This window comes from Cohnella sp. LGH (genome assembly GCF_017671885.1).
Classification (GTDB): Bacteria; Bacillota; Bacilli; order Paenibacillales; family Paenibacillaceae; genus Cohnella; species Cohnella phaseoli.
In genome coordinates, this window is sequence record NZ_CP072117.1 from 474057 (window position 1) to 495916 (window position 21860).

Annotated in this window: 12 protein-coding genes; 11 read left to right on the forward strand and 1 reads right to left on the reverse strand. The window is 55.4% G+C overall.

Annotated elements, in window-relative coordinates; translation table 11 throughout:
• Positions 1-22 precede the first annotated feature (22 nt).
• From J4772_RS01905 to J4772_RS01940, 8 genes are all read left to right on the forward strand, one after another.
• On the forward strand, positions 23-1198 hold the full coding sequence (locus J4772_RS01905; protein WP_209073935.1) for a GntR family transcriptional regulator: 1176 nt from the start codon (positions 23-25) through the stop codon (positions 1196-1198).
• A 178-nt stretch (positions 1199-1376) separates the two neighbouring features.
• Positions 1377-2972: an ABC transporter substrate-binding protein gene (locus tag J4772_RS01910; RefSeq protein WP_209073936.1), complete on the forward strand. Its 1596-nt coding sequence runs from the start codon at positions 1377-1379 to the stop codon at positions 2970-2972.
• A 95-nt stretch (positions 2973-3067) separates the two neighbouring features.
• Positions 3068-3967: a carbohydrate ABC transporter permease gene (locus J4772_RS01915; protein ID WP_116064360.1), complete on the forward strand. Its 900-nt coding sequence runs from the start codon at positions 3068-3070 to the stop codon at positions 3965-3967.
• Positions 3964-4791 carry a carbohydrate ABC transporter permease gene (locus J4772_RS01920; protein WP_209073937.1) on the forward strand — a complete coding sequence of 276 codons (828 nt, stop codon included), beginning with the start codon at positions 3964-3966 and terminating at the stop codon, positions 4789-4791. The genes J4772_RS01915 and J4772_RS01920 overlap by 4 nt, the downstream gene beginning before the upstream one ends.
• Positions 4792-4813: 22 nt before the next feature.
• Positions 4814-7597, forward strand: coding sequence for an alpha-mannosidase (locus tag J4772_RS01925; RefSeq protein ID WP_209073938.1), 2784 nt, complete (start codon positions 4814-4816; stop codon positions 7595-7597).
• The gene (locus J4772_RS01930; protein WP_209073939.1) at positions 7585-9690 is read left to right on the forward strand and encodes a glycoside hydrolase family 36 protein; all 2106 of its coding nucleotides are present in this window, start codon (positions 7585-7587) and stop codon (positions 9688-9690) included. Before J4772_RS01925 ends, J4772_RS01930 begins: the two co-directional genes overlap by 13 nt.
• A gap of 43 nt (positions 9691-9733) precedes the next feature.
• On the forward strand, positions 9734-11065 hold the full coding sequence (locus J4772_RS01935; RefSeq protein WP_209073940.1) for a glycosyl hydrolase family 28-related protein: 1332 nt from the start codon (positions 9734-9736) through the stop codon (positions 11063-11065).
• 64 nt (positions 11066-11129) lie between these two features.
• On the forward strand, positions 11130-13688 hold the full coding sequence (locus J4772_RS01940) for a glycoside hydrolase family 2 protein (RefSeq protein ID WP_209073941.1): 2559 nt from the start codon (positions 11130-11132) through the stop codon (positions 13686-13688).
• Between the two features lie 236 nt (positions 13689-13924).
• Here the strand turns inward: J4772_RS01940 and J4772_RS01945 are convergent, their stop codons facing one another.
• Positions 13925-16006, reverse strand: a complete 2082-nt coding sequence (locus tag J4772_RS01945) for a serine hydrolase domain-containing protein (protein ID WP_209073942.1) — start codon at positions 16004-16006, stop codon at positions 13925-13927.
• Between the two features lie 230 nt (positions 16007-16236).
• Here J4772_RS01945 and J4772_RS01950 point away from each other — a divergent pair, with 230 nt between their 5' ends.
• From J4772_RS01950 to J4772_RS01960, 3 genes are all read left to right on the forward strand, one after another.
• Positions 16237-18276: a hypothetical protein gene (locus J4772_RS01950; RefSeq protein ID WP_209073943.1), complete on the forward strand. Its 2040-nt coding sequence runs from the start codon at positions 16237-16239 to the stop codon at positions 18274-18276.
• 177 nt (positions 18277-18453) lie between these two features.
• Positions 18454-20847, forward strand: coding sequence for a cellulase N-terminal Ig-like domain-containing protein (locus tag J4772_RS01955; protein WP_209073944.1), 2394 nt, complete (start codon positions 18454-18456; stop codon positions 20845-20847).
• 15 nt (positions 20848-20862) lie between these two features.
• Positions 20863-21801: an ABC transporter permease gene (locus J4772_RS01960; protein ID WP_247740981.1), complete on the forward strand. Its 939-nt coding sequence runs from the start codon at positions 20863-20865 to the stop codon at positions 21799-21801.
• Positions 21802-21860 lie beyond the last annotated feature (59 nt).

The window sequence follows — 21860 nt, forward strand, 5'->3', positions numbered from 1 at the left end:
TCAAAGTTGCTGGAGGCCCCTGATGGATCAAGCGTCAAGAAAACCGCTGTACTCTGTTATTCAAGAAGACATTCGCGAAAGGATTCAAAACGGCGATTTGAAGCCTGGAGACAAGATTCCTACCGAGCATGAGCTTAAAGAACAATTTAAGGTCAGTCGCATGACGATATCGACTGCGATGATCCATTTGACCAAAGAAGGTCTCATTCGTCGGATTCCCGGCAAAGGGACGTTCGTAGCCGAGAGGCCGGAGAACGGGGAATCATCCGGTACCGCGCAATCCTCATCGACCGGGAAGGCGTCGGAGGCCGCGAGAAACGCAGCGGACGAGCAAAGGAAAATCGGACTCGTCATGCCCAATATCGACAGCATGTTTGCGATGCGAATCGTGGACAGCGTTCAGAGAGCCTTGAACGAGAGGCAATACAGTCTGACCATGGCGCTCACGAACAACTCGAAGAAACAAGAGCGCGCCGCAATTCGGGAACTAATCGAGGCGGGGGTAAGCGGACTCATCATTTTTCCCGTGGACGACAATGCCTATAACGATGAAATACTGTCTTTAAAGCTGCGGCAATTCCCGTTCGTCCTGATTGATCGCTATCTGCCCGGCATCGAGACGCATTTCGTCGGTTCCGACAACCAAGCCGGAGCCCGCTTAGCGGTCTCCCATCTGTGGGATCTGGGCCATCGGGACATTGCGGTGTGCTCGGGAATCGATTTTCCTACCGTGACGATCCGGGACCGAATCGACGGCTACGTGAAGGAATTGACGGCTCGGGGGGCGATGATCAATCCTTCGCTGATGCTCTCCGATATCGATATCCAACATCTCGACTTCGATCAGGATCATCCTTTGTACCGTTATATCAAAGCGCGGCATGCGACCGCCTATCTGGCTTTGCATAATTCGATTGCCATTTTGATCTACCACGCGGCTAAAGCCAACGGCTTAAAAATTCCAGAGGACATTTCCATCGTCTCCTTCGACAACCCGACCTCCTTGCAGGACGAGTTCGCTTATTTCACTTATGTCGACCAGTCCGAAACGGTCATGGGCCGTACGGCCGCGGAGATGATCGTGGAGATCGCAGAAGCTGCGACGAATAGCGAAGGAACGGAAAGCGCCGATTATCGGAAAACCGTTCTTCAGCCTGTCTTGAAAACGAATCTTACCTCGATGAAAGCCCGAAGCTAGATCCCGGGAAGAGAAAAAATATACGATCTCTCGGCTTAAGAAAGTCGGGAGTTTTTTTTAGCTTTTTTTTGTTTTCTCATTGACATGAGATAATTCGCATAATAGAATTTAATTGTAAATACAAACATGACAATATAAATCATGTTTGTACATAACTTATATTAAAAGGGGATATCGCATGCTCAGACTGAGAAAAGGCTCGGTAATTCTGCTTGTATGTATGGCGCTCATGTCCGGCCTGTTGACCGGGTGCTTCGGTTCTTCGAAAGAGACGAACGAGGTCAAAAATTCTGCTTCCCCCACTACCGCGGCATCAAATGAAAGCGGAACCACACGGAGCTTGAGCGGCGAGCTGCGTGTCGTCACGTTCATGGAAGATGAATGGGGCGATCAAATGCGGGCGGCGATCGCGGATTACAACGCTGCGCAGCCCGAGGTCAAGATCGAACTGGAGTCGATGCCTTACGCGAACTACGCGGAAGCTCTGAAAGCTCAGATGATCGGGGGCATATCCGCCGACCTGATGCTCGCGGAACCGGCGATGGTGAGCGCGTTCGAGGGGGCCGACGGCATTCTGGCGCTCGATGATTACCTGAATCAACCCAATCCGTACTCCGACTCGGGGAAGGCGTGGAAAGACGATTTCATCTCGCCGTTCCTTGATACGTCTCGCAATGCGGCCGGTCAAGCCAAGCTCGTCCCCTGGTCGCTCGTATGGGTCGGAATGTTTTACAACAAGGATGCCTATGCGAAAGCCGGCATCGAGACTCCGCCCGTTACCTGGAATGAATTCCTGACAACGAGCGAAAAGCTGAAAAACGCGGGGTATTTGCCTTTCTATACGGCGATCAAGAATAACGACGCTCAAACATGGTGGATGTTCCAAACGATGCTGAACGCCATGTTCAGGGTTAAGACGGAACAAATCAACTTGCGGCATGCCGACGGATGGACGTACAAGTTCGATGATCCGGACAGTAACAACGGAGAAACGTATACGGTCGACGAGCTCTATGTCGCTTTCAAGAAAGGACTCATCGACCCGGCTAAGTCTCCGGAGTACCGCAAAGCGGTGGAACTGATCCTCCAGATGAAGCCGTACTTTAACGATAACCTGCTGACGGCCGACGGATCCGAACTCTTGTCCAAGTTCATTTCCCAAAACGCCGTTCAGAAGTATGACGGAACGTTCAGCTTCCCCAGCACGGACAGCGAGTTGGCCAAGCTCAAGGACGAAGGCAAAGCGGACCGCGTATTCCAGTGGGATGTCGTCAACTTCCCGACGATTACTACCGAGAACTATGAGGGCTTGACCGCGGGCGGATTGAATCCGCTGTCCGGTCTCCGCAACGGTTGGGTGATCAGCCAAAAATCCGATAATCGTGAGCTTGCGCTGGATTTCCTGCAATTTTTGACTTCCCCCGGCGAAGTGAACAAGTTGTACGAATTGAAGCGGGAGAGCAAGGATAACTCCTTACAACCCGACGCCTCGGCGATTGAGGGCATCACCTACCCCGCCGAAGCCAAGAAAGTAGACGCGGCGCTGAGGTATGCGGAAATGCCAATTTACGGGTTCGGTTTGCCGCCGGTATTCGATACGGGCAAGGATTTCGAAGAATTCCATTCCCAATGGCAGGGACTGTGGTCCGAAGCCCTGACCGTTGACGAATTCCTGCAAAAGCGCAGCGCTTCCAACTTGGCCGCTCTGGAGAGAAATCTGAAGCAATTTCAGGATCAGGTCGACCAGGCCTTCATCGACAGCCATCTTAAATAGCAGCGTAATCGGAAATTCCCGGGAAAGGGGCGACGCGAACCGACCGTGTCGCTCCTCGGGAAATCGATCGACGCCGTGGAGAGGAAAGCCGTGTTATGCGCCATACATTGAAATCGGTCTATAAAGCTCGGTACCTTTATCTGTTTTTGCTTATTCCTTTTGCGTTTATCGCGCTCTTCATCTTCTATCCTTTCTTGCGCGGATTCCAGATTTCGTTGCTCGATTGGTCGGGGGGCAACCGTACGGAATTCGTCGGCTTCGACAATTACCGGGAATTGTTCTGGAACGAGCCCCTCTTGGGGCGCGCGGTGAGAAACATTCTGATCTTGGCTGTCGCGGGGATCCTCCAAGCCGTCGGCATTTCCTTCCTGATGGCCTGGGTGATTCACCATATACGGAGCGCGAAAAGCAAATACGTCATGCGGATTTTCGTTATCGTGCCGTCTCTCATTCCCGCAATTGTCGGGTATCTCCTCTGGAAAAAGTTTTACGAACCGGAAGGGCTGGTGAATCGGCTTCTGGGTCTCGTCGGATTGGATTTTTTGCAGCAGGCCTGGTTGGGCGACGTAACGGTCGTGGTGACTGCCATCGTGTTCGCCGGATTCCCTTGGCTCAATGGAGCCAATACGCTGATCTATTTAGCCGGCTTTCTGCAGATCCCAAAGGAAATGTACGAAGCCGCCAAAATCGACGGCGCTACCTCGTGGAGGACGCTGTGGCATTTGGAAATTCCGATGTTGGCCGGACAGACGAGAATTCTGCTTTTGCTATCGCTGATTTCCCTGCTCCAAAACTACGACAACGTGTTTCTACTAACGCAGGGCGGGCCGATGGACGCCTCCGTCGTGCCGGGCATTTTGCTTTACAAAAATGCCTTCCTGTTTGGCCGTTACGGATATGCGTCCGCCATCGGCGTTTCCCTATTCGCGTTCATTTTCATTCTATCTTTGCTTAGTATGAGATTGTCGAAAGAAAGCGGGGAGAAAGTCTCATGAGCATGCGTAAAACAGCCGAGATCATCCGATACGCTTTCGTCATTCTGATGCTGGCAGCCACATTTTACCCGATTTTGTTCATGCTGTTCACCTCCGTGAAGTCTACCGGTTCTCTCGCGATCAACTTTTTCCTACCGGATTTCACGGCTGTTCATTTCGAGAATTTCGGGACTGCCGCGCCGAAGGTGCTTCCCTATATCGGGAACAGCGTCAAGGTGTCGCTGTTGACGGTAGCGGGCATTCTGTTCGTCAGCGCCGGCTCCGCCTACATCTTCGCTCGGTTCACTTTTCCCGGCAAGGCGATCCTATACCAGGTTCTATTGGCGACGATGATGATTCCGATCGTTCTTACGTTCGTCCCTTCGTATCTTCTCGTGCGGGACTTGGGACTGCTCAATTCCCACAGCGCTTTGATTCTGCCCGGCATCGCGGTGGGTCTCGCCTTCGCCATGCTGCTGCTTCGAACATTCTTCGAAAGCATCGACCAGGGGTTGATCGAAGCCGCGCGGATCGACGGAGCCCGGGAAATTCGCATTCTGCTTCAGCTCGTGCTTCCGTTAACCGTTCCGATGATCGCGACGGTCAGCATTCTCAGCATTCTGCGAACCTGGAACGATTTTTTGTGGCCCTTGGTTACGATCAGTAGGGACAGTCTGCGGACGCTGCCGATCGGGTTGGCCTTTCTGGTCGACAAGCCGGGAAGCAATCAGTTTACGGTCATGATGGCCGGCTATACTTTGGCATCGATTCCCTTGGTCGTTCTTTTCCTGTTCGCCATGAAGCCGTTCATGAACGGAATCAACGCCGGGGCTATTAAAGGATAAACCCTATGAAAGGCATGAGTGCATGAAACCGTCGCTTACCAAAATACACGTCGTTTCCCATACGCACTGGGACCGGGAATGGTACCAGGATTTTCAGGGATTCCGCAAACGGTTGGTTTATCTGATCGATGAGCTTCTGGACGTGATGGAGAACGATCCTGAATATCGTTATTTCATGATGGACGGCCATACGATCCTCGTCGATGATTATTTGGAGATGCGGCCGGAAAATAAAGACCGCCTGCTTGCGCTCATTCAGGCGGGAAGAATTTCGGTGGGGCCTTGGTACGTCATGCCGGATGAATTTCTCGTTAGCGGGGAGTCCCTGATCCGGAATTTGCTTGCAGGTTTTCGCCGGGCAAGGAGTTGGGGGGCCGAGCCGCTCAAAAGCGGATACGTATCGGACATCTTCGGACACAACAGCCAGCTTCCCCAGCTGCTTCGCGGCTTCGGCATCGACAACGCGGTGCTCTTCCGCGGTTTCAAGGGGAAGGACCAAGCGTCCGAGCTGCAGTGGGAAGGAGCGGACGGTTCCGTCGTTTTCGCGCTGAAATTGGATGAGGACCGCTCCTACGGCGACTTTTACTTCTTCTTCCGTTGGCCGTTCGCGTCGTCCGGGTTTCAGTATGATAGCGAGAAGTTGAAGGAGCGGGCCTTGGAGATGCGCAGCTACAAAAGCGCGCGGGGGACGACCGGCTTGGGGCTGGGACTCGACGGCGTGGACCATGTGGAGGTTGAACCGCAGCTTCCGAATCTAATCCGAACGCTGAACGGGCTTCCGGATGTGGGAGTCTCCTTCGAACATTCCACGCTGGAGCGGTATTTGGACGAGCTGAGGCCGATGCTGGGCGAACTGGAGCTGCTAGTCGGGGAACAAAGGTCGCCCGGGCAGGCGGGACTCAACAACATGGTGCTTGCCAATGTGCTGTCCTCCCGCATTCCTTTGAAGCAGGCGAACTGGGAAGCGGAGAAGCTTCTGGAAACATGGGCGGAGCCGTGGAGCGTATTTACCCGGCTGAAGTCGGGGAAGGCCTATCCGGCGCGGTTTCTCGAGAAGTCGTGGGAATTCCTGCTGCAGAACCATCCGCACGACTCGATCTGCGGCTGCTCAATTCGCCAGGTCCACAAGGACATGGAATACCGGTTCGATCAAAGCCGGTTGCTGTCGGAAGGCGTCATTCGGGAGCAGTTGCGTTTCATATCGAATCATATCGATGCTTCCGCTTTGACCGGGGAGCGGATCGTGACGGCCTTCAATCCGTCTCGCTTCGAGCGCTCCGGCGTCATGGCGCTCGAATTCTTCCTTCCCGTCGATGCGAAGACGGGGTTGCCCGGCCCTACCGTCGGCGCAGACGGATTCCGGGTTTATGGAGAGAACGGGGAAGAGCTTCCTTATCAGTTGCTTGACGTCAAGAAAAACGCGACGCACACCTGGAGACCTTACCGAGATATTCCTTACGCGGAAGCCGCCGATTGGTATCGGGTCGCCGTATCCGCGAGCGTTCCTTCCTTCGGATACCGGACGTTCGGCATTCGGACGATCTCGTCCAAGCCCCCGGGCGTGGGAGAATACGCCGGATACGCGTTGGCCGTTCCCGTTCGGAATCCGGGGACGATGCGAGTTGACGGACGGTCCTGGGATAACGGCAGGGTTCGCTTGACGGTTCATGGGGACGGCTCCGTATCGGTTTTCGATCATGCGACGGGAGAAGCTTTCTCGGGTCTGCACCGTTTCGAAGACGACGGCGATGTTGGGGAAGGGTGGAACCGCGCGGCTCCGGCGCTTGATTCCGTATATACGTCCATGGGAGGGAACACCGGCATCTCGATCCGGTCGGACGGTCCTCTGGTGACGATTATCGCGGTGAACCTGGGACTGCGCGTTCCGGTTGGCGCGGTTCCCGGAGGACTGCAGCGAAGCGCCGAATCGACCGAGCTTGCCATCGAGACACTCATCGAGCTTCGCAAAGACGATCCGGTCGTCCATTTCCGCACGAAAGTCGCAAATGCCGCCCGGGATCACCGGCTCTCGCTGAAATTCCCGACAGGCCGGGAAGCGGACCATTATTATACGAGCACGCCGTTCGATCTAGTGAAACGCCCGCTTCGGCGTCCGGATTACCGGGATTACCTGGAGACCGCTTCGGAAGTCGTTCCCCATAACGGCATCGTGGCCGTTCACGACGACAAGGCGGGTCTCGCCATTCTGAGCAAAGGGCTGTACGAGGCGGCGATGTCGGAAGACCAAGACGTGACCGCGTCGTTAACCTTGTACCGGTCGACGCACAAGGAGGTTCTGAGCGACGGCGACGACAGCGGCCAACTCCTGCAAGAGCTGACGTTCGAATACGCGTTATATCCTTACTCCCCAGGGGACGCGTTCGCCGAAAAACTATGGAAAGGCTGGCAGTCCTATGTCCAGGAACCCCGTACCGTCGACCGCGATCGCAACAAGGTCGTTCGGGAGGACCCGTTCCATTATGCCGGTTCTTTTCTTGCGACGGCTTCGTTCCTTACGGTGGAGGGCTCGGACGGCGTGCAAGTCTCCGCGGTCAAAGCGGGGGAAGACCGCGAGGAACGCGTCATCGTGCGGTTGTTCAACGCGACGGACGCGAAGAAGTCATGCAAGCTGGAGTTCCACCAACCGATTGATGCTGCCTATCGCGTCGATCTGGACGAACGCCGCTTCGAACAGATCCGCGTGGACGGGACGAGTGTTAGCGTTTCGATAGGCGGGAAAAAGCTGGAGACGATCGAGTTATCTTTTTCATCACGAGAAGAGGAAGTGTCCTTATGCAACCCATAACCTTTGAATTGGAGACGAACGGTTTTCGGAGATCGATCTCGATCGACGAGGCCGGAACGCTTCGAACGGCATCCCTCGGGTACCGCGGCATCGAGTTGCTGCAAGAAGGCGGATACGAGTTTGCTTTCGCCGGATATATGAAGGAATCGATGAGGTTTTTCCAGTGCGAGCATTTCCGCTGCGTTGCTCATGAAACGACGAAATTCGCCGGAGGGGAGAGATGGATTTTCCGATTGGAGCTGAAACCGTCAGAAGAGCAGGTCTTCAAGCCGTTCGGACCGGAGCCGTGGGATGAATCGCGAGGCAATCTGCATGTCGAATTGGTTTTCGACGTCTATCGGGACTATCCCGTCATCCGCAAGAGAATCCGGGTTCGCAACCAATTCCCGGATCCGCTGCGGCTTCAGTACATGACTTGGGAGGATTTGCGGCTCGCCTCCGGCGAAGGCCGGAGCGTATATCATCAATATTTCACTAGAAATTCACCGGAAGCCGCCGACAACATGGACGAAAGCGCGATGGGGGTCGTATGGCCCGAGCTTGATGCCGGCATTCTGGTCGCGACCGAAGCGCCCGGCTCCATGAAGCGGCTGGAGCTGTTCCGCGAACCGGACCGGATGCGAATCGCGTACAACTTCAACGAAGAAACCGTCTTTGAGTGGGTTTTGGGAGAGGGCGAATCGTTCGAGACGGACGCGGGGTTCCTACTTCCGTTCGCGGGAGGCTTGCAGGACGCGGTGGATGGCCCGTTCCGCGATTTCGTGGGAAATGTTCTGGCGATTGCCAGGGCGCGGGACATTCCGACTTTCACGGTCAACACTTGGGAAACTTTTCAAAGCGAAATTACGGAAGAGATCGTGCTGGAAAATATCCGGGTCGCGGCGGAACTGGGCGTCGACGCTTATCAACTCGACTTTGGCTGGCATGTGGACCACGGCGATTACCGCCCGCATCCGCGGAAGTTTCCGAACGGTCTCGAGCCGGTCGTCGAGGCTTGCCGCAAACATAACATGAAGCTGGGGCTGTGGATGTCCGTCCCGAACGTTCATGTCGATTCGGAAATCGCACGGAGCCATCCCGAATGGAGACAGATCGACGAAGACGGCGGACGAAGCTTTATGGTCGGCTGGACGGATACGCAAATCATGTGCTTGGACTCCGGCTACGCCGATTGGATCATCGATCAAATCGATACCGTCGTCAAACGATACGGAGTTTCGCTGCTCAAGCTCGATCTGGCATCGGTGCGCGATCCCTATAATCCCGGGAAATCGATCGGGTGCCATGCCCAAGATCATCATCATCCGACTGCGAAATCCTCGCATTTGGGCATTTACCGCAGCATGTTCCGGATCATGGACGAGATCAGGCGCAGAAACCCGGATTGTCTCGTCGATTTGTCCTTCGAGCTATACGGGGTTTTGCACGGGACCGACTTGGCCCACATCCAGCATGCTCATCAGAACTGGGTCACGAATCAAGACACCGGATGGCTGGAGCCGCTTCGCCGGATTATCCATAATCGGAGTCGGATCGTCCCCAGCTACACGCTGAATTTCGGCTCTTGTCACTTGACGGACCCGCTGGCGAAGAGCTACGGCTTCTGGTCGGCGCTTCTTGCGCACGGCTTGTATTACGGGGATTTACGGCAGCTGTCGGAGGAAGACAAGGCGCATTACCGTTATTGGATCGATTGGGTCAAATCTTATCGCGGCAAGCTTGATGTCTACGACTTCTTCCGGGTATCCGATTCGCTTCGCGCTCCGGACTGCCGGGAGCATGCGGATCGCCGCTATGAGCCGTATTCGACGGAGGGCGGAAGGGTTGCGTCCGCTTCCGGAATCTGGGACGGGGCGGCCAAGGTGTCAGAGAAGGGAGAGGGCTGGGTTCTTCTATTTCGGCCGGAGACAAGCGGGCTAAAGGAGGAGACGGTTCGTTTTCCCTGGGTGGACGCAAGCGGAACATACCGTTTGCTGGACGTGCTTGGTCATGAGGAAATCGGCGTCCTAACGGGTGAAGAGCTGCAGCGCGGATTAATGCTGGCGATCCCGGATGCGCCTGGCGTTCTGGTTGTAGATTGCACTCGAATTTAGATGTACGGCTATTAAAATTCACCTCATGGGAGGAACGAACAAGATGGTAGGATATCGGATGATTTCAAACAGAATAACGGCTGCCCTTCTGGCAGCGTTGGTGATTTGGGGGGTTATCGGCGTGGTGCCTCCGAGAGCCGAAGCGGCAAGCGACTCCGATTACAATGTCAAAGCCGCGCCGTATAATGCGGTTGGCGACGGCACGACCGATGATACGACGGCTATTCAGAGCGCGATTAACGATGCCCAAAGCGCGGGCGGCGGAGTCGTCTTTTTCCCGAAGGGGAGCTACAAGATCAGTTCGACTCTGCGCGTGACTGGTCATAACGTGCAACTCGAAGGCACGGGAAAAGGCTCGGCCATTTTCCTCAACAAAAGCACGGACGCGGTGATCCATATCGGCCATACGACGGATATGCATCAGACGACGCATAACAAAGTGAAAAACTTGACGGTTGATCGTTCCGTAGCCCCGAACACGGATGTCGTGAATTCGCCTTCCTATGGGATCCGAGTAGAGTATGCTCGGTTTACGACGATAGACGGCGTTACGGTTTACAATGCCGGTTACGGCATTTCCGTCGGCGTGAAGGGCGCAACGGGATTTAATACTCAGTTTGCCAATATTCTCAACTCAAATGTGATGGTGAGCGGCAGTATGAGGGGGAATTCGGTCTTTCCCGGAGCTAACGTCGTTTTCTGGTCGGGAGCGGATTACAAAATGTCGGCCAACTTTCTGGAGCCGACCAACGTGGGCGTGTTGATGGAGGGGGATTCCAACGGCATCAATATCGACACCACGACTGTCATTAACGGGGCGGCGTACAACTATGGCATCGTAAGCGGGGGCACGGGGTTTGCCCGTTACATCGTCAACTGCATCGTCGAGAATGCTCATCACCAACAAATCTATATCGCCGGCAGCTCCTCTCGCGTAACGGTGGCGGATTCCTGGATCGGCGCGGGAGACGAAGAGGGGACCGCGACTCGCAGAGGAATCCTGATCGAGGCGGGAGCCAGTCGAATTACGATCGCGGATAACCGGATCGGCGATCAGCAGCTTCAGGGCATTTTCTCCATGGGAGACAACGTGACGATTACGGGAAATATGCTGGAGCGCAATGTCGTGTATAACCGCTTGAATGCCGGCAATTGCACGACATGCGACAGCGTGCAGATCGAAGGCGGCAAGCATGTCATCGTCAGCAATAATCGCGTATATAGCGATTATGACCGGAACGGCATCGGACTTTTCGACGACGGAACCCGCGTATTGAATTACTACATCGTCACGGATAACGATACGTCCGAATCCGGCAGTGGGATTTATGACGGGGCTACGGGGACAAACAAAGTCGTTGCCGATAACCTATAGCCGCTAATCGGTTGATAACCGTTATTTGTCCAGTTCAAACGGGAAGAGAGAGAGGTGACGTAAGTTGAAAAACCACTCATTAAACGGCAGCGACTGGACGTTGACCGGCTGGTACCGGAATCAATGGAAGTTTACGGTGTCGATGGAGCTCGGAACCGCCTTTCCTCCGGCGGTAGGTCCGCTGCCCGCGGCCGTTCCGGGCGCGGTTCAGGCCGACTTGCTAAGAGCGGGCCGAATATCCGATCCGAATATCGGGCTCAGGAGCCTGGAGTCCGAGTGGGTGGGCAACCGCGAATGGGCGTTCGAGAAGACGTTCGAGCTGCCGGACGGTTGGGTGGAAAGCCGCTGCGAATTGGTATTCGAGGGGTTGGATTACGCGGGCGAAATCCTCCTGAACGGGACGAAGGTCGCCTCTTTCGAAGGCATGTTCACGCCGCATATCATCGATGTGACCTCCTGCATCCGAACGGCCAAGGACGGTCCCAACCACTTGTACGTGCTTTTCTATCAGACTCCGGAAGTGGACGGACAATACGGGTACACGGAACGGATCGACATAGTCAAATCGCGGTTCAACTACGTGTGGGACTGGTGTCCGCGAATCGTGCCGGTCGGCATTTGGAAAGGCGTCGGCGTGCGCACGTACAGCCAGGCGAAGATCGTCGATTTTTACCCGCGAACGGTTCCCGGAGAAGATCTGGAGTCGGGCGAAGTCGATTTTAACTTAACGTTGGATGTTCTGTATGCCGGCAACTTGCTAGCGGAATACGAAATCGCGGATGCATCCGGACAATGCGTGGCTCTGGAACGGGCGATCGTGTCCTTGAACGGGGGAATCAACGCGGTAGGCCAGTCGATTCGCTTGGATAAGACGGAGCTGTGGTGGCCGACCGGGTTAGGCGCGCCGTACCTATATACCGCCAAAGTGCGATTGACGGATGAAAGTGGACGCGTGCAGGCGGAAGCGGAGAAGAAAGTCGGTTTCCGACGGATCGCGATGGCGGCCAACGACAACGGACCGGCCGGAGCCCTGCCTTACACGGCGGTCGTAAACGGGAGACGAATCTTCCTCAAGGGTGTCAACTGGGTTCCGATTTCCCCCTTTTACGGTACGATCGAGCAAAGGCATTACGAAGCGGATCTAAGCACGTTCAAAGCGATGAATATCAATGTACTGCGGGTATGGGGCGGCGCGATATTCGAACACGAGGCGTTCTACGATTTTTGCGACGCGAACGGACTGCTCGTCTGGCAGGATTTTCTGCAATCGTCCAGCGGCATCAACAATTGTCCTCCGAGCGGGGAGAGCTTCATGAATCGCTTGAGGCAGGCCGCGACGCACGCGATTCTGGAGAAGCGGGCGCACCCGAGCCTGCTTCTCTGGTGCGGCGGCAACGAGCTGATGTGGGAGGGGTTCGTGCCCGTCGACGAGCGACATGCCAACATCGCGATGCTGAAGCGGCTGGTCGGCGAACTCGATCCGGGACGTCCCTTCTTGCCGGCGAGCGCATCCGGCCCGAGATTCACCGCGGAAGAACGCGATTTCGGGAAAGGCGTTCATCACGACGTTCACGGGCCGTGGCAATACTTAGGCGATACGGTTCATTATGCCTATTTCAATCGCGACGATGCCTTGTTCCGGTCGGAGACCGGAACGCCAGGGATGACGAGTGCGGATACGCTTCATAAGTGGAAGGACGAATTTACGGTCTGGCCGCCGAACCGGAATAACCCGTATTGGGTGCATCGCGGCGCATGGTGGATTCAATGGGACCAGCTCGGGGAATGGTTCGGGCCGTGGAGCGAGAGCCGGGACGAATTGGAGATCTACGCGCAAGCGAGTCGCTATTTGCAATGGGAGTCTCTGCGTTACGCCGCGGAGGCGGTTAGACGGCGGGAACCCGCTGCGTCGGGCTTCATCGTGTGGATGGGCAACGAGCCGTTCGCCAACTGCGCCAACACTTCGCTTGTCGAATACGGCGGTTTGCCAAAGCCGGCTTACTATGCGATGAAGAAAGCATTTTCCCCACGGTTTGTATCTGCGCGTTACGATAAGCTCTCTTATCGGGCCGGCGAGCGTTTCGTCGCGGAGCTATACCTTCATGACGAGCAAGGCGAGGCGTTGCCGTCCGGCAGCGGAGCCGTCGTATCGGCTTCGATCTACGGATTTGGCGGTCAATTGCTGGCGAACCGGCAGTTGGAGGGGGTCGTATCCGCTGGAGGCGGCGTCCTCTCGATCGGGCGTATCGAATGGCAAGTTCAGGCTGACGCGGCCGACGGCGCTTTCCTGCTCAGGGTGGAGCTTGCCGTCTCCGGCCAGGAACCGCTGCGCGACGATTATCTGTTCGCGGTCGCGGAGAATGAGGGCGCCCCGCCGCTTGCTTCGTTGCGCTGCCTGCCCTCGGCCGAGATCGCCGTCAGACAAGTCGGCGATACGATCGAAGTCGAGAATATATCGACAGTCGCCGCGCTTGGCGTATTCCTGAAGCCGAAGGGCGATACCGGACCAATCGTGTTGGACCGTAACTATTTGATGCTGCTGCCGGGGCAGAGAGAGTCCGTCTCCGGTTTAAATCGGCAAGCAGCCTTGGAGGATCTGGCCTGGGAAGGCTTTAACCTCTAGACGGGCGGATGCGGTCATCCCGTTGGTGTGAACCGCATCGAGCTGCAGATTGCCAATACCCTGGATAACCTCTACGGCAAATCGGTGCTCCCGTCGGGCATCGGGGGGCATGCCAGATTGACGGTTAGATCTTACCGCGCTTAACGCAAAAAGAAAAGGCTCGCATTGGCAGGATCGTAGAACTTTCCTGCTCAGTGCGAGCCTTTTTCGAACGGTATTTGCAGCAACAATGAGGACTAATTAATTAAGCGAATGTCAAACTTCGCTCCGGCTTCGCCGGCGAACACGATGATGCCGTTCTCGGGCAGCACAGTCGTATGGTCCGGATTGACGATGCCGAAATCCACGCAAATTCCGTTCTCGTCGTATACAGAATAAGAGCCTTTAGACGGCGGAGTTACTTTGATGGTCTTGCCGACGGCGCGATCGGGAATCGTGAACCATTTGGCGTATCCGTTGTCTGGAAGGGTAAGCGAGGAGCTGCCGCCCGAATAAATCGGCTTCAACGCTTCTTCGCCTACGAACAGACTGCCGCCGAGATTCAAATATTCAATGCCGTTATCCTCGTAAAAGCTGAATTCGTTGGCGTCTCTTCCGCCTACACCTGGAAGCTCCAGGTCGGCCGCGGCGGTATTCGGTCCCGTCATTTTCTTATCCAACACGTAGCCCGGAGCCTCTTCAATCAGCTGAATTTGCAGGGATGAGGCCAGCAAATAAGAGGGGGACGTATATTTCTCGTTGATCGGATAATAACGTTTGCCATCGCGCTTAGCCCAAGCCTCCGACGTTGTCTGCGGGACGGAGATAGACTCAAGCTTCTCGGCGGAATACTGCGACAAAGCCATCTGGCCGAGTCCCGGAAGAGAGAGGTATTGACGGGCCCACAGGTAGGTGCGTCCATTTTTCTCTTCCACCACGTTGATCTTCACGCTTCCGTCTTCGCTCCTGAACGAGCCGTCCGCCGCGTAGACGTATTTCTCGGGCGGATATGCCGGCACTTGGGGGAGGGAGATCGACATTTCTCCGTTCTCGGAGATGTCTACCTTCATCACTTGATTGGTAGAGCCGTAGCTTCCCGAATCTTCCATCCGTTCCTTCGGCATTTCGGTTTTAATCGGTCTGCCGTACGACTTATCCGCTTTGAACTGTTCGATCTCGCCTTTCTCCTTCAAGGCGTGAAGAAGAATCTGGCTTGCCAGAAGCTGGTTGGTCGCGCTGGAGCCTCCGGACGATAGCACGGCCGCAGCCATATTCTTCTCGGGAAGAACGACCAGCGCCGCGTGATACAGAATGGTGTCTCCGCCTTTAGTCAGCGCCTGAATGTCGTATTCACCGAACGGGAACAGATTCACGCTATCCCAACCCAATCCGTAGTCGATCGAGTTGTCGGCATCCTCGGGCCACAATCCCTTTTTATACTCCGCCTGGGCCATTTCTTCCGCGGCTTCGGACGATAGAACACCATCGGTTTGCCCTGTGAAAATCTGCGAGAAGCGAACCAGGTCCTCTGCCGTGGAGTAAATTCCTCCCGTTCCGATGACGTTCACAGTCTCGTTCGGAAGCTGATCTTCAATGCCGGGAAGATAGAGTCCCGCCATCTTGGAGCCGCTCGGCTCGTCCAAAGGCGTCTTCGTGTTCTTCAGATTCAGCGGCTCGGTAAAATTGCGATGGATGTAGGACGTGAAATCGATGCCGCCAACCTTTTCTACCAAAATTTCCGCTAGAGTAAAGCAGTCGTTGCAATAGACCGAATAAGCTCCCGGATCGGCTTTCAATTTCTGCCCAGCCAACTGCTCCAGCAGTGTATCGTGCGCGTATGTATCGTTATCTTCAAGCAGAAAAGCGTTCGCCAGAGACGATCCGTTAAATCCGGCGGAGTGGTTCAGCAGCATGCGCGGAGTAATCTGTTTGTACCGCTCGTCCTCCATCTTGAATTCCGGAATGTACTTAGTAACGGGCGTATCCAGATCGATTTTGCCTTCGTCCGCGAGCTTCATCACGGCCGCCGTTGTGAACATTTTGCTCACCGAGCCGATTCCGTACATCGTCTCTGCCGAGAGCGGCTTCTTGCCTTCTTTGTCGTTGATGCCGGATTGTCCGGAGGCGACGATCCGGCCTTGGTCGATCAGCGCGTATTGAATGCTTGTTGTGCCGTATTGTTGCGTCAGGAGATCCGCCGCCTCGGATGCGGCTTTCCGCGTGTCCTCGTAAACCGCCGAAGTATCTTCGCTTGAAGCGGCCGATGCCGCACCCGCCGGGGCTAGCACCGCCAAGGCCAATGTCAGGGATAAAAACCGGAACGATGTTTTGCTTATCATAAATACCTCCTTGAATACGTTGTATACAAGTACTACGAACAATCGACCCGGAGGTTCCGTTTCGCGATAGAGCAAGAATTGATACAAAATCACAGCAGCGGGCCGGTTATTGGCGATCGCTCCGCTTGACACGATTTTCGGAACCTCCTTATAATGTGGCAATTGTTCGGAACCGCCGTAGGGTGCAGACGGGGAACGGATGCCGAGCGAACAAACTGGGAGAAGGATCGGTGATCGACTTGATGCCGTCATGGTTGAAGCGTGACATGGAAGTTCTCTGGTACAACGGTTCTCATTGGGAGAAGTGCCGCTTGAGCCGGGAAGAGGCCGGCTGGAGAGGGAGTTCGGCAGATGGCGCCGCGTTCGCGGTTACTGTAGAGCTGTCCGGCCAACAGGAAAGTTCAGAGCGGGAACACTATACGGTTGTCGCCAAAGTAACGCCGGGAGCGAGCGGGACGATTGCGGGGTTTCAAGTGATCTTGTCGGCGGATTCTTCCTTGCAATGCGTATGGAAGCCTCATCTGGCGCCCGAGTCACATATGACAATAGGTGATAAAGCGTTTCGTTCCCCGACGATCATCATGGAGGATGCGGAGCGTCTGTGCGCGCTTATTCCTGACTTGGCCCACCTGCAGGAGCATCGAACGATACCGCACATCATGGATTATGTACAGGAAGATTCGAAGCTCAGCTATGGCGTCTGCGATTACAAGGAAAGCGGCCATGTCTATTATGCCATGACCCCGCAGCCGCATCTGATAAGCCGGTCGTTGGAGATTAAGTTCTATCTGGCATCTTGGCGGAAAAAGATCGGCTCGCCGCGACGGGACTTCCGTCCGGTCGAGCGGCTGTTGTGGGAACTGACGGCGATGGACAACATGCGAATCGACGACACGGCGGCGCAGTGGATGCAGCAGCTGGAAAGCTATCCGCTGCGGGCATATGAATGGGCTTTGGACTCGAACTGGAGCGGTCTTACTTGGCAGCAGTTCCGGATCGGGGAGCGTGAGGCAGGGGGCGTCGTCTTTATTGTGGCCGCCAGACAGAAGCCTGGCGAAGGCAAGGAAAATCAATGGAGGGAGCCCAAGAGTATCTGGAATCAGGCCTGGTTCTGCAGTATACGGTCGGCATACGGCATTCGTCTGACGGGAGTGAGGACAGGCAAGGCCGATTGGGTAGACAAGGCTAATCTGATGCTGGAGCTGACTTTGAGCGCACCTCAGACGAACGGTTTGTTTCCGGGCTACTATGCTGCGGGAGAAGACGGGGACTGGGGGCGGGGAAGCTGGCATCTATCCTGTCCGCGCAGGCCGGATGGTCATGAGCGCTACGTGCATCTGTTGGATGCGTCCTGGACATGTTATTGGCTGCTTAAATGGTATCGGGACGTGGAGCAGGATGAACGAATACTGCCTTATGTAAACCGATATGCGACTGCCCTGTTGCAGCTCCAGCGGGAGGACGGCCATTATCCCGCATGGGTCGATCCTGCGACGCTGGCTTGCTCGCCTTATCTAGTAAATAGCGCGGAAACGTCCGCTCATATCATGCTGCTAGGTTTATTGCAGGAAATCGATCCGCGTCCAGGCAGAATAGAGGCGATGGAACGCGCTGCGTCGGCCGTTCTGAATACGATAGCCGCAGAAGGACGCTGGGAGGACTTCGAAACCTACTGGTCTTGTTCCGGTCAATGGGATCACAAACGATACGGAACGAGGGAGACGCGCAGCGGCCTGTATAACCAATGCAACTTCGGCATCTATTGGACGGCGGAGGCCATGCTGATCTTATTTCGCCTGACGGAACAGCGCAGCTGGCTGGATGCGGGAGAACGCATCCTGGCCGAGTTATCGCTCTACCAGCAAATTTGGCAACCGGCCTATATCGCTGTTCCCACGGTCGGCGGGTTCGGCGTCATGAACAGCGACGATGAGTGGAATGATGCTCGCCAAAGCTTGTTCGCCCTAACCTACTACGAATTTTATCGTCGTACCGGAGACGAGCGGTATTTGCTGCGGAGTCTGTGGGCGATGCGCGCTTCGTTTTACATGATGTACTGCCCGGAGAATCCGGAGGTCAAGGCGTTGTACGAGAAGGTGCATCCGCATTTCGACGAAGGAGATTACGGTTTTCATATGGAAAATTTCAACCATCACGATGGCACGGAAGTAGGCGGATTGGGCGAGTTTACGATATTTGATTGGGGCTGTGGCGCGGCCGCTTCTTCTTGGGCGGAGCTGCGCGAACTCGTGGAACGGACTACGGGCTAGCTGTTTATGACTGACCGCCGAGGCATTCTTGGCGGTTTTTCTTTTAGTAAATTAAATAAAAATTTTTTATATTTAATAATTAAATTTATTGACGAATATGAATAAATAATATAAATTGTTTTTACAAACGTTTATGAATGTGCTTACATTGGGAAAATCATGAGGGGGATCGAGCATATGAACAGGGTCAGTTTGCTGGAAACTCAGGCGGGATTTTATCCCGCGGATCCGAAGCAGGCATTGCTAAGAAGCGCGGAGAGCCATCCTCCCTGCTGCCCGGAGGGGAAGCGCTTTGCGTTGCTGGAAGCGTCCACGGGGCGAGAGGTATTTGCCGGCACGGTTGAACGCTGGGGCGAGAAGTGGGGCTCGTATTGGTGGAGGCTGGATTTTACCGAAGTCGAGCAGGAAGGGCGCTATCGATTGTCCGTGCCGGAGCTGGGGTTGGACTCGTCCGAGTTCGAGATCTCCCGGACGGCGCTGACGCACTCCGAGCATGCGGATTTGACGATGGTGGCTCTGCGCCAACTGGAACAACGACAACTTCCCGGCGTGCCGGGCTGGCGGGATTGCGGCACCGAAATTCGCGAGCTGTCCTCGCATATCGTCACCGTGCACGGACTGATCGACTACTGGGACAATCGCGAATTGCGCGACAGATTGGGGCCGCAAGACAGACAACTGCTGCTGAATTACATTGCGGAAGGTGCGGATTATATCGTTCTGTCCCAGGAGAGCTCCGCCAATCCGCTTACGGACGGGCGATTTAACCACGATGCCGGTCGCCAGACGGGCTACGGGACGTCCGATTATCATAACTGGCACGGCACCGCGTACGCGATTACCGCATTGGCCAGAGCCTGCCGGACGATGAGGGAGTGCGATCCCGGCAATTTGATTGACGGAACGGATGAATCGATCTTGACGGAACGGTCGGAGCGATACTTGCAATGCGCCAAACGTGCTTATAAGAACGCAATGGCACGGCCGTGCAACCTCGATTCCGATTTTTACGGCAGATCCGATGCCGATGGGCAAACCGATGGGCCGGATGAGACCGAGTACGTGCATGAATTGGCGAGAACGGTCTACAACAAGCCGGATGACTGGACGATCCCCTATTCGCTTCAGACCAAGGATAAGCTGACGTTCTTGTGGGGGGTCGCCTTATTGTATCGTCTGTCGGGCGAATCCGAATATTTGGAGACAGCCATTGAATATGCCAGAGCGGCGTCCGAACGGCAGTTCGTCGATCATACGCGTCCGATCGACGGTCTATACGGCAACTTCTACGCCTTCGAGCAAGACGACGAGACCTTCTGCCTGGAGTGGAATCAGAATCACCGGTTCCACATGGGGAATATTGAGCCAACCAACGTGCAAGGATTCATCGAACTGCTCAAGCTGCAGCCGGATCATGAGGAGGCGGCGAGTTGGCACAACGTCGTGCAAACTTACGCTTACGGGTATGCAGCGGCATCTGAAGAGCTGTCTCCGCTGGGCATCTATCCGTTGACGCTATATGCCGACCCCGAATATGGCGGAGCGAAATTCTTCCAGTCGACAAACCACGGTGCGACGGCGTTGTATGGCCAGATTGCCAAGAATCTGCTCGACGTCGGCGAATACTTGAACGACCGGACGTTCGCGCGACTCGCTTCCCGCAACCTGCAATTCGTGGCGGGCTTGAATCCGGGTTTTCCCGATGCCTACGAAGAGAAGTCATGGCAGGCGATCTCCCTGATCAAGGGATACGGCGTTCGCTCCTTCGCCGGCGCCGGCAGCCAGATTGCGCCTCCCGACGGGAGCGGCATGAACGGTTTCAGCGCGGATGTGCAATTCCAGCCGCAGCGAATCTCGGTTACGAGCGACGCTCCGCGGGGCATTCTGTTCGCTGACGGCGAGCGCCAGTTCAATGAAGATTATTTGCCGCACAGCCACGGCTACGTCAGCGGAGCGGCACGCGCGGAACGGCCCTTCAGGTTGAATATCGAAACCCGTTACTTGGGTCAGCCGGTCGACGCTCAGATCGTCATCGCGCTCCAGTCCGCCGAGGAACTGATCTGCCGCACGGGAGAGGAAGGTCGGCTTGTGCTCGACGAGCTCCCGCTGCAGCGGGAAGCGACGGTGACAGCTTCCTACCGAGGGCTGTCCGTGTCAAGAACGCTGGAGACGTTGGCGGGAGCGACATGGAACTGGGATATCCATTTCGATAGCTGTATTGAAGCCGGCATCGAGGCACCCGACAGGATCGAAGCGGAGCCGGGGACGGAGGGCAAGCTCTTGGTTCATCTTCAGAATCGGGGAGGCGAGATAGCCGATGTCAAGGTGCGGCTGTCGGCCGATGGCGTGACGATATCCGCGGACAGTATCGAACAAAGCTGCACTTTACAACCGGGCGAGAAGACGGTCATCTCCGCAATATTCCATACAGGCAGCCGGACGAAGCCTTATACGTTAATGGGCCGGATTCAGTCCGGCAACCACCGCTCTACCGTCGTCAAGGACGGAAAGTTAATCGTTGGGGGAGGTGGAGCCGCCATAGAAGGCGGGTTAACAAGCAAGAGGCTGTAACGGGGAAGCGTCCGGTTGATCGTTAAGGGGGGGATTGCAATCGAGAGTCTGTGGAGTCGAATCAAGAGTCACAGGCAGTTATTCGTCATGCTGCTGCCTTGCCTGATCTGGTTTGTCGTATTCGCCTACGTGCCGATGGGCGGGTTATTGCTCGCCTTCAAGGAGTTCAAATTCAATGCCGGTATCCTGCACAGTCCCTGGGTCGGGCTCCGTTATTTCGAAAACTTCTTCGCTTATCCGGGAGCCTGGCAGCTGGTGCTGAATACGATTATTGTCGGTCTGATCAAGATCGTACTCTATTTTCCGTTCCCGATTATACTGGCCTTAATGTTGAATGCCGTTAGGCGCCGGGGGCTCAAATCCGTCGTTCAGACGATTTCGTATCTGCCTCATTTTCTGTCCTGGGTCGTCGTCGCCGCGTTCACGTTCCGCATTCTGAGCCCGAACGACGGCATCGCAAATCAGCTTCTTGCCTGGCTGGGAGGAAGCGGAGAAACGTTCTTCATGATGGAAGAGAAGTATTTCTACCTGGTTATGTTCCTGACCTTCGTATGGAAAGGCATCGGATGGGGCTCCATCATTTACCTGGCCGCGATCACGAACGTGGATCCGACGCTCTACGAAGCGGCCCAGATTGACGGGGCGAATAAGTGGCAGCAGACGGTTCACGTGACGCTTTCCGGCATTCGCACCACGATCGGCATTTTGCTCATTCTGGATCTGTCGGGTCTGCTCTCCACGGGCTACGAGCAGAATTTCCTGCTTCGAACGGCCGGCAACTCGAACGCCGCGGATATTCTCGACGTATACGTTCTGCGCACCGGTATGATGCAAGGACAATACGGCTATGCCACAGCGGTCGGCATGATGCAGGGCGTCATCGGGCTGGTGATGGTTCTGCTGATCAATAAAGCTGTCGCCAAGCTGACGGATCGGGAAGCGAGCCTGTGGTAGCTATATAGGTTGAACCAAAGATATCTCAATGGGCTTTCCTGCGCGCTACAAGAAAAGAA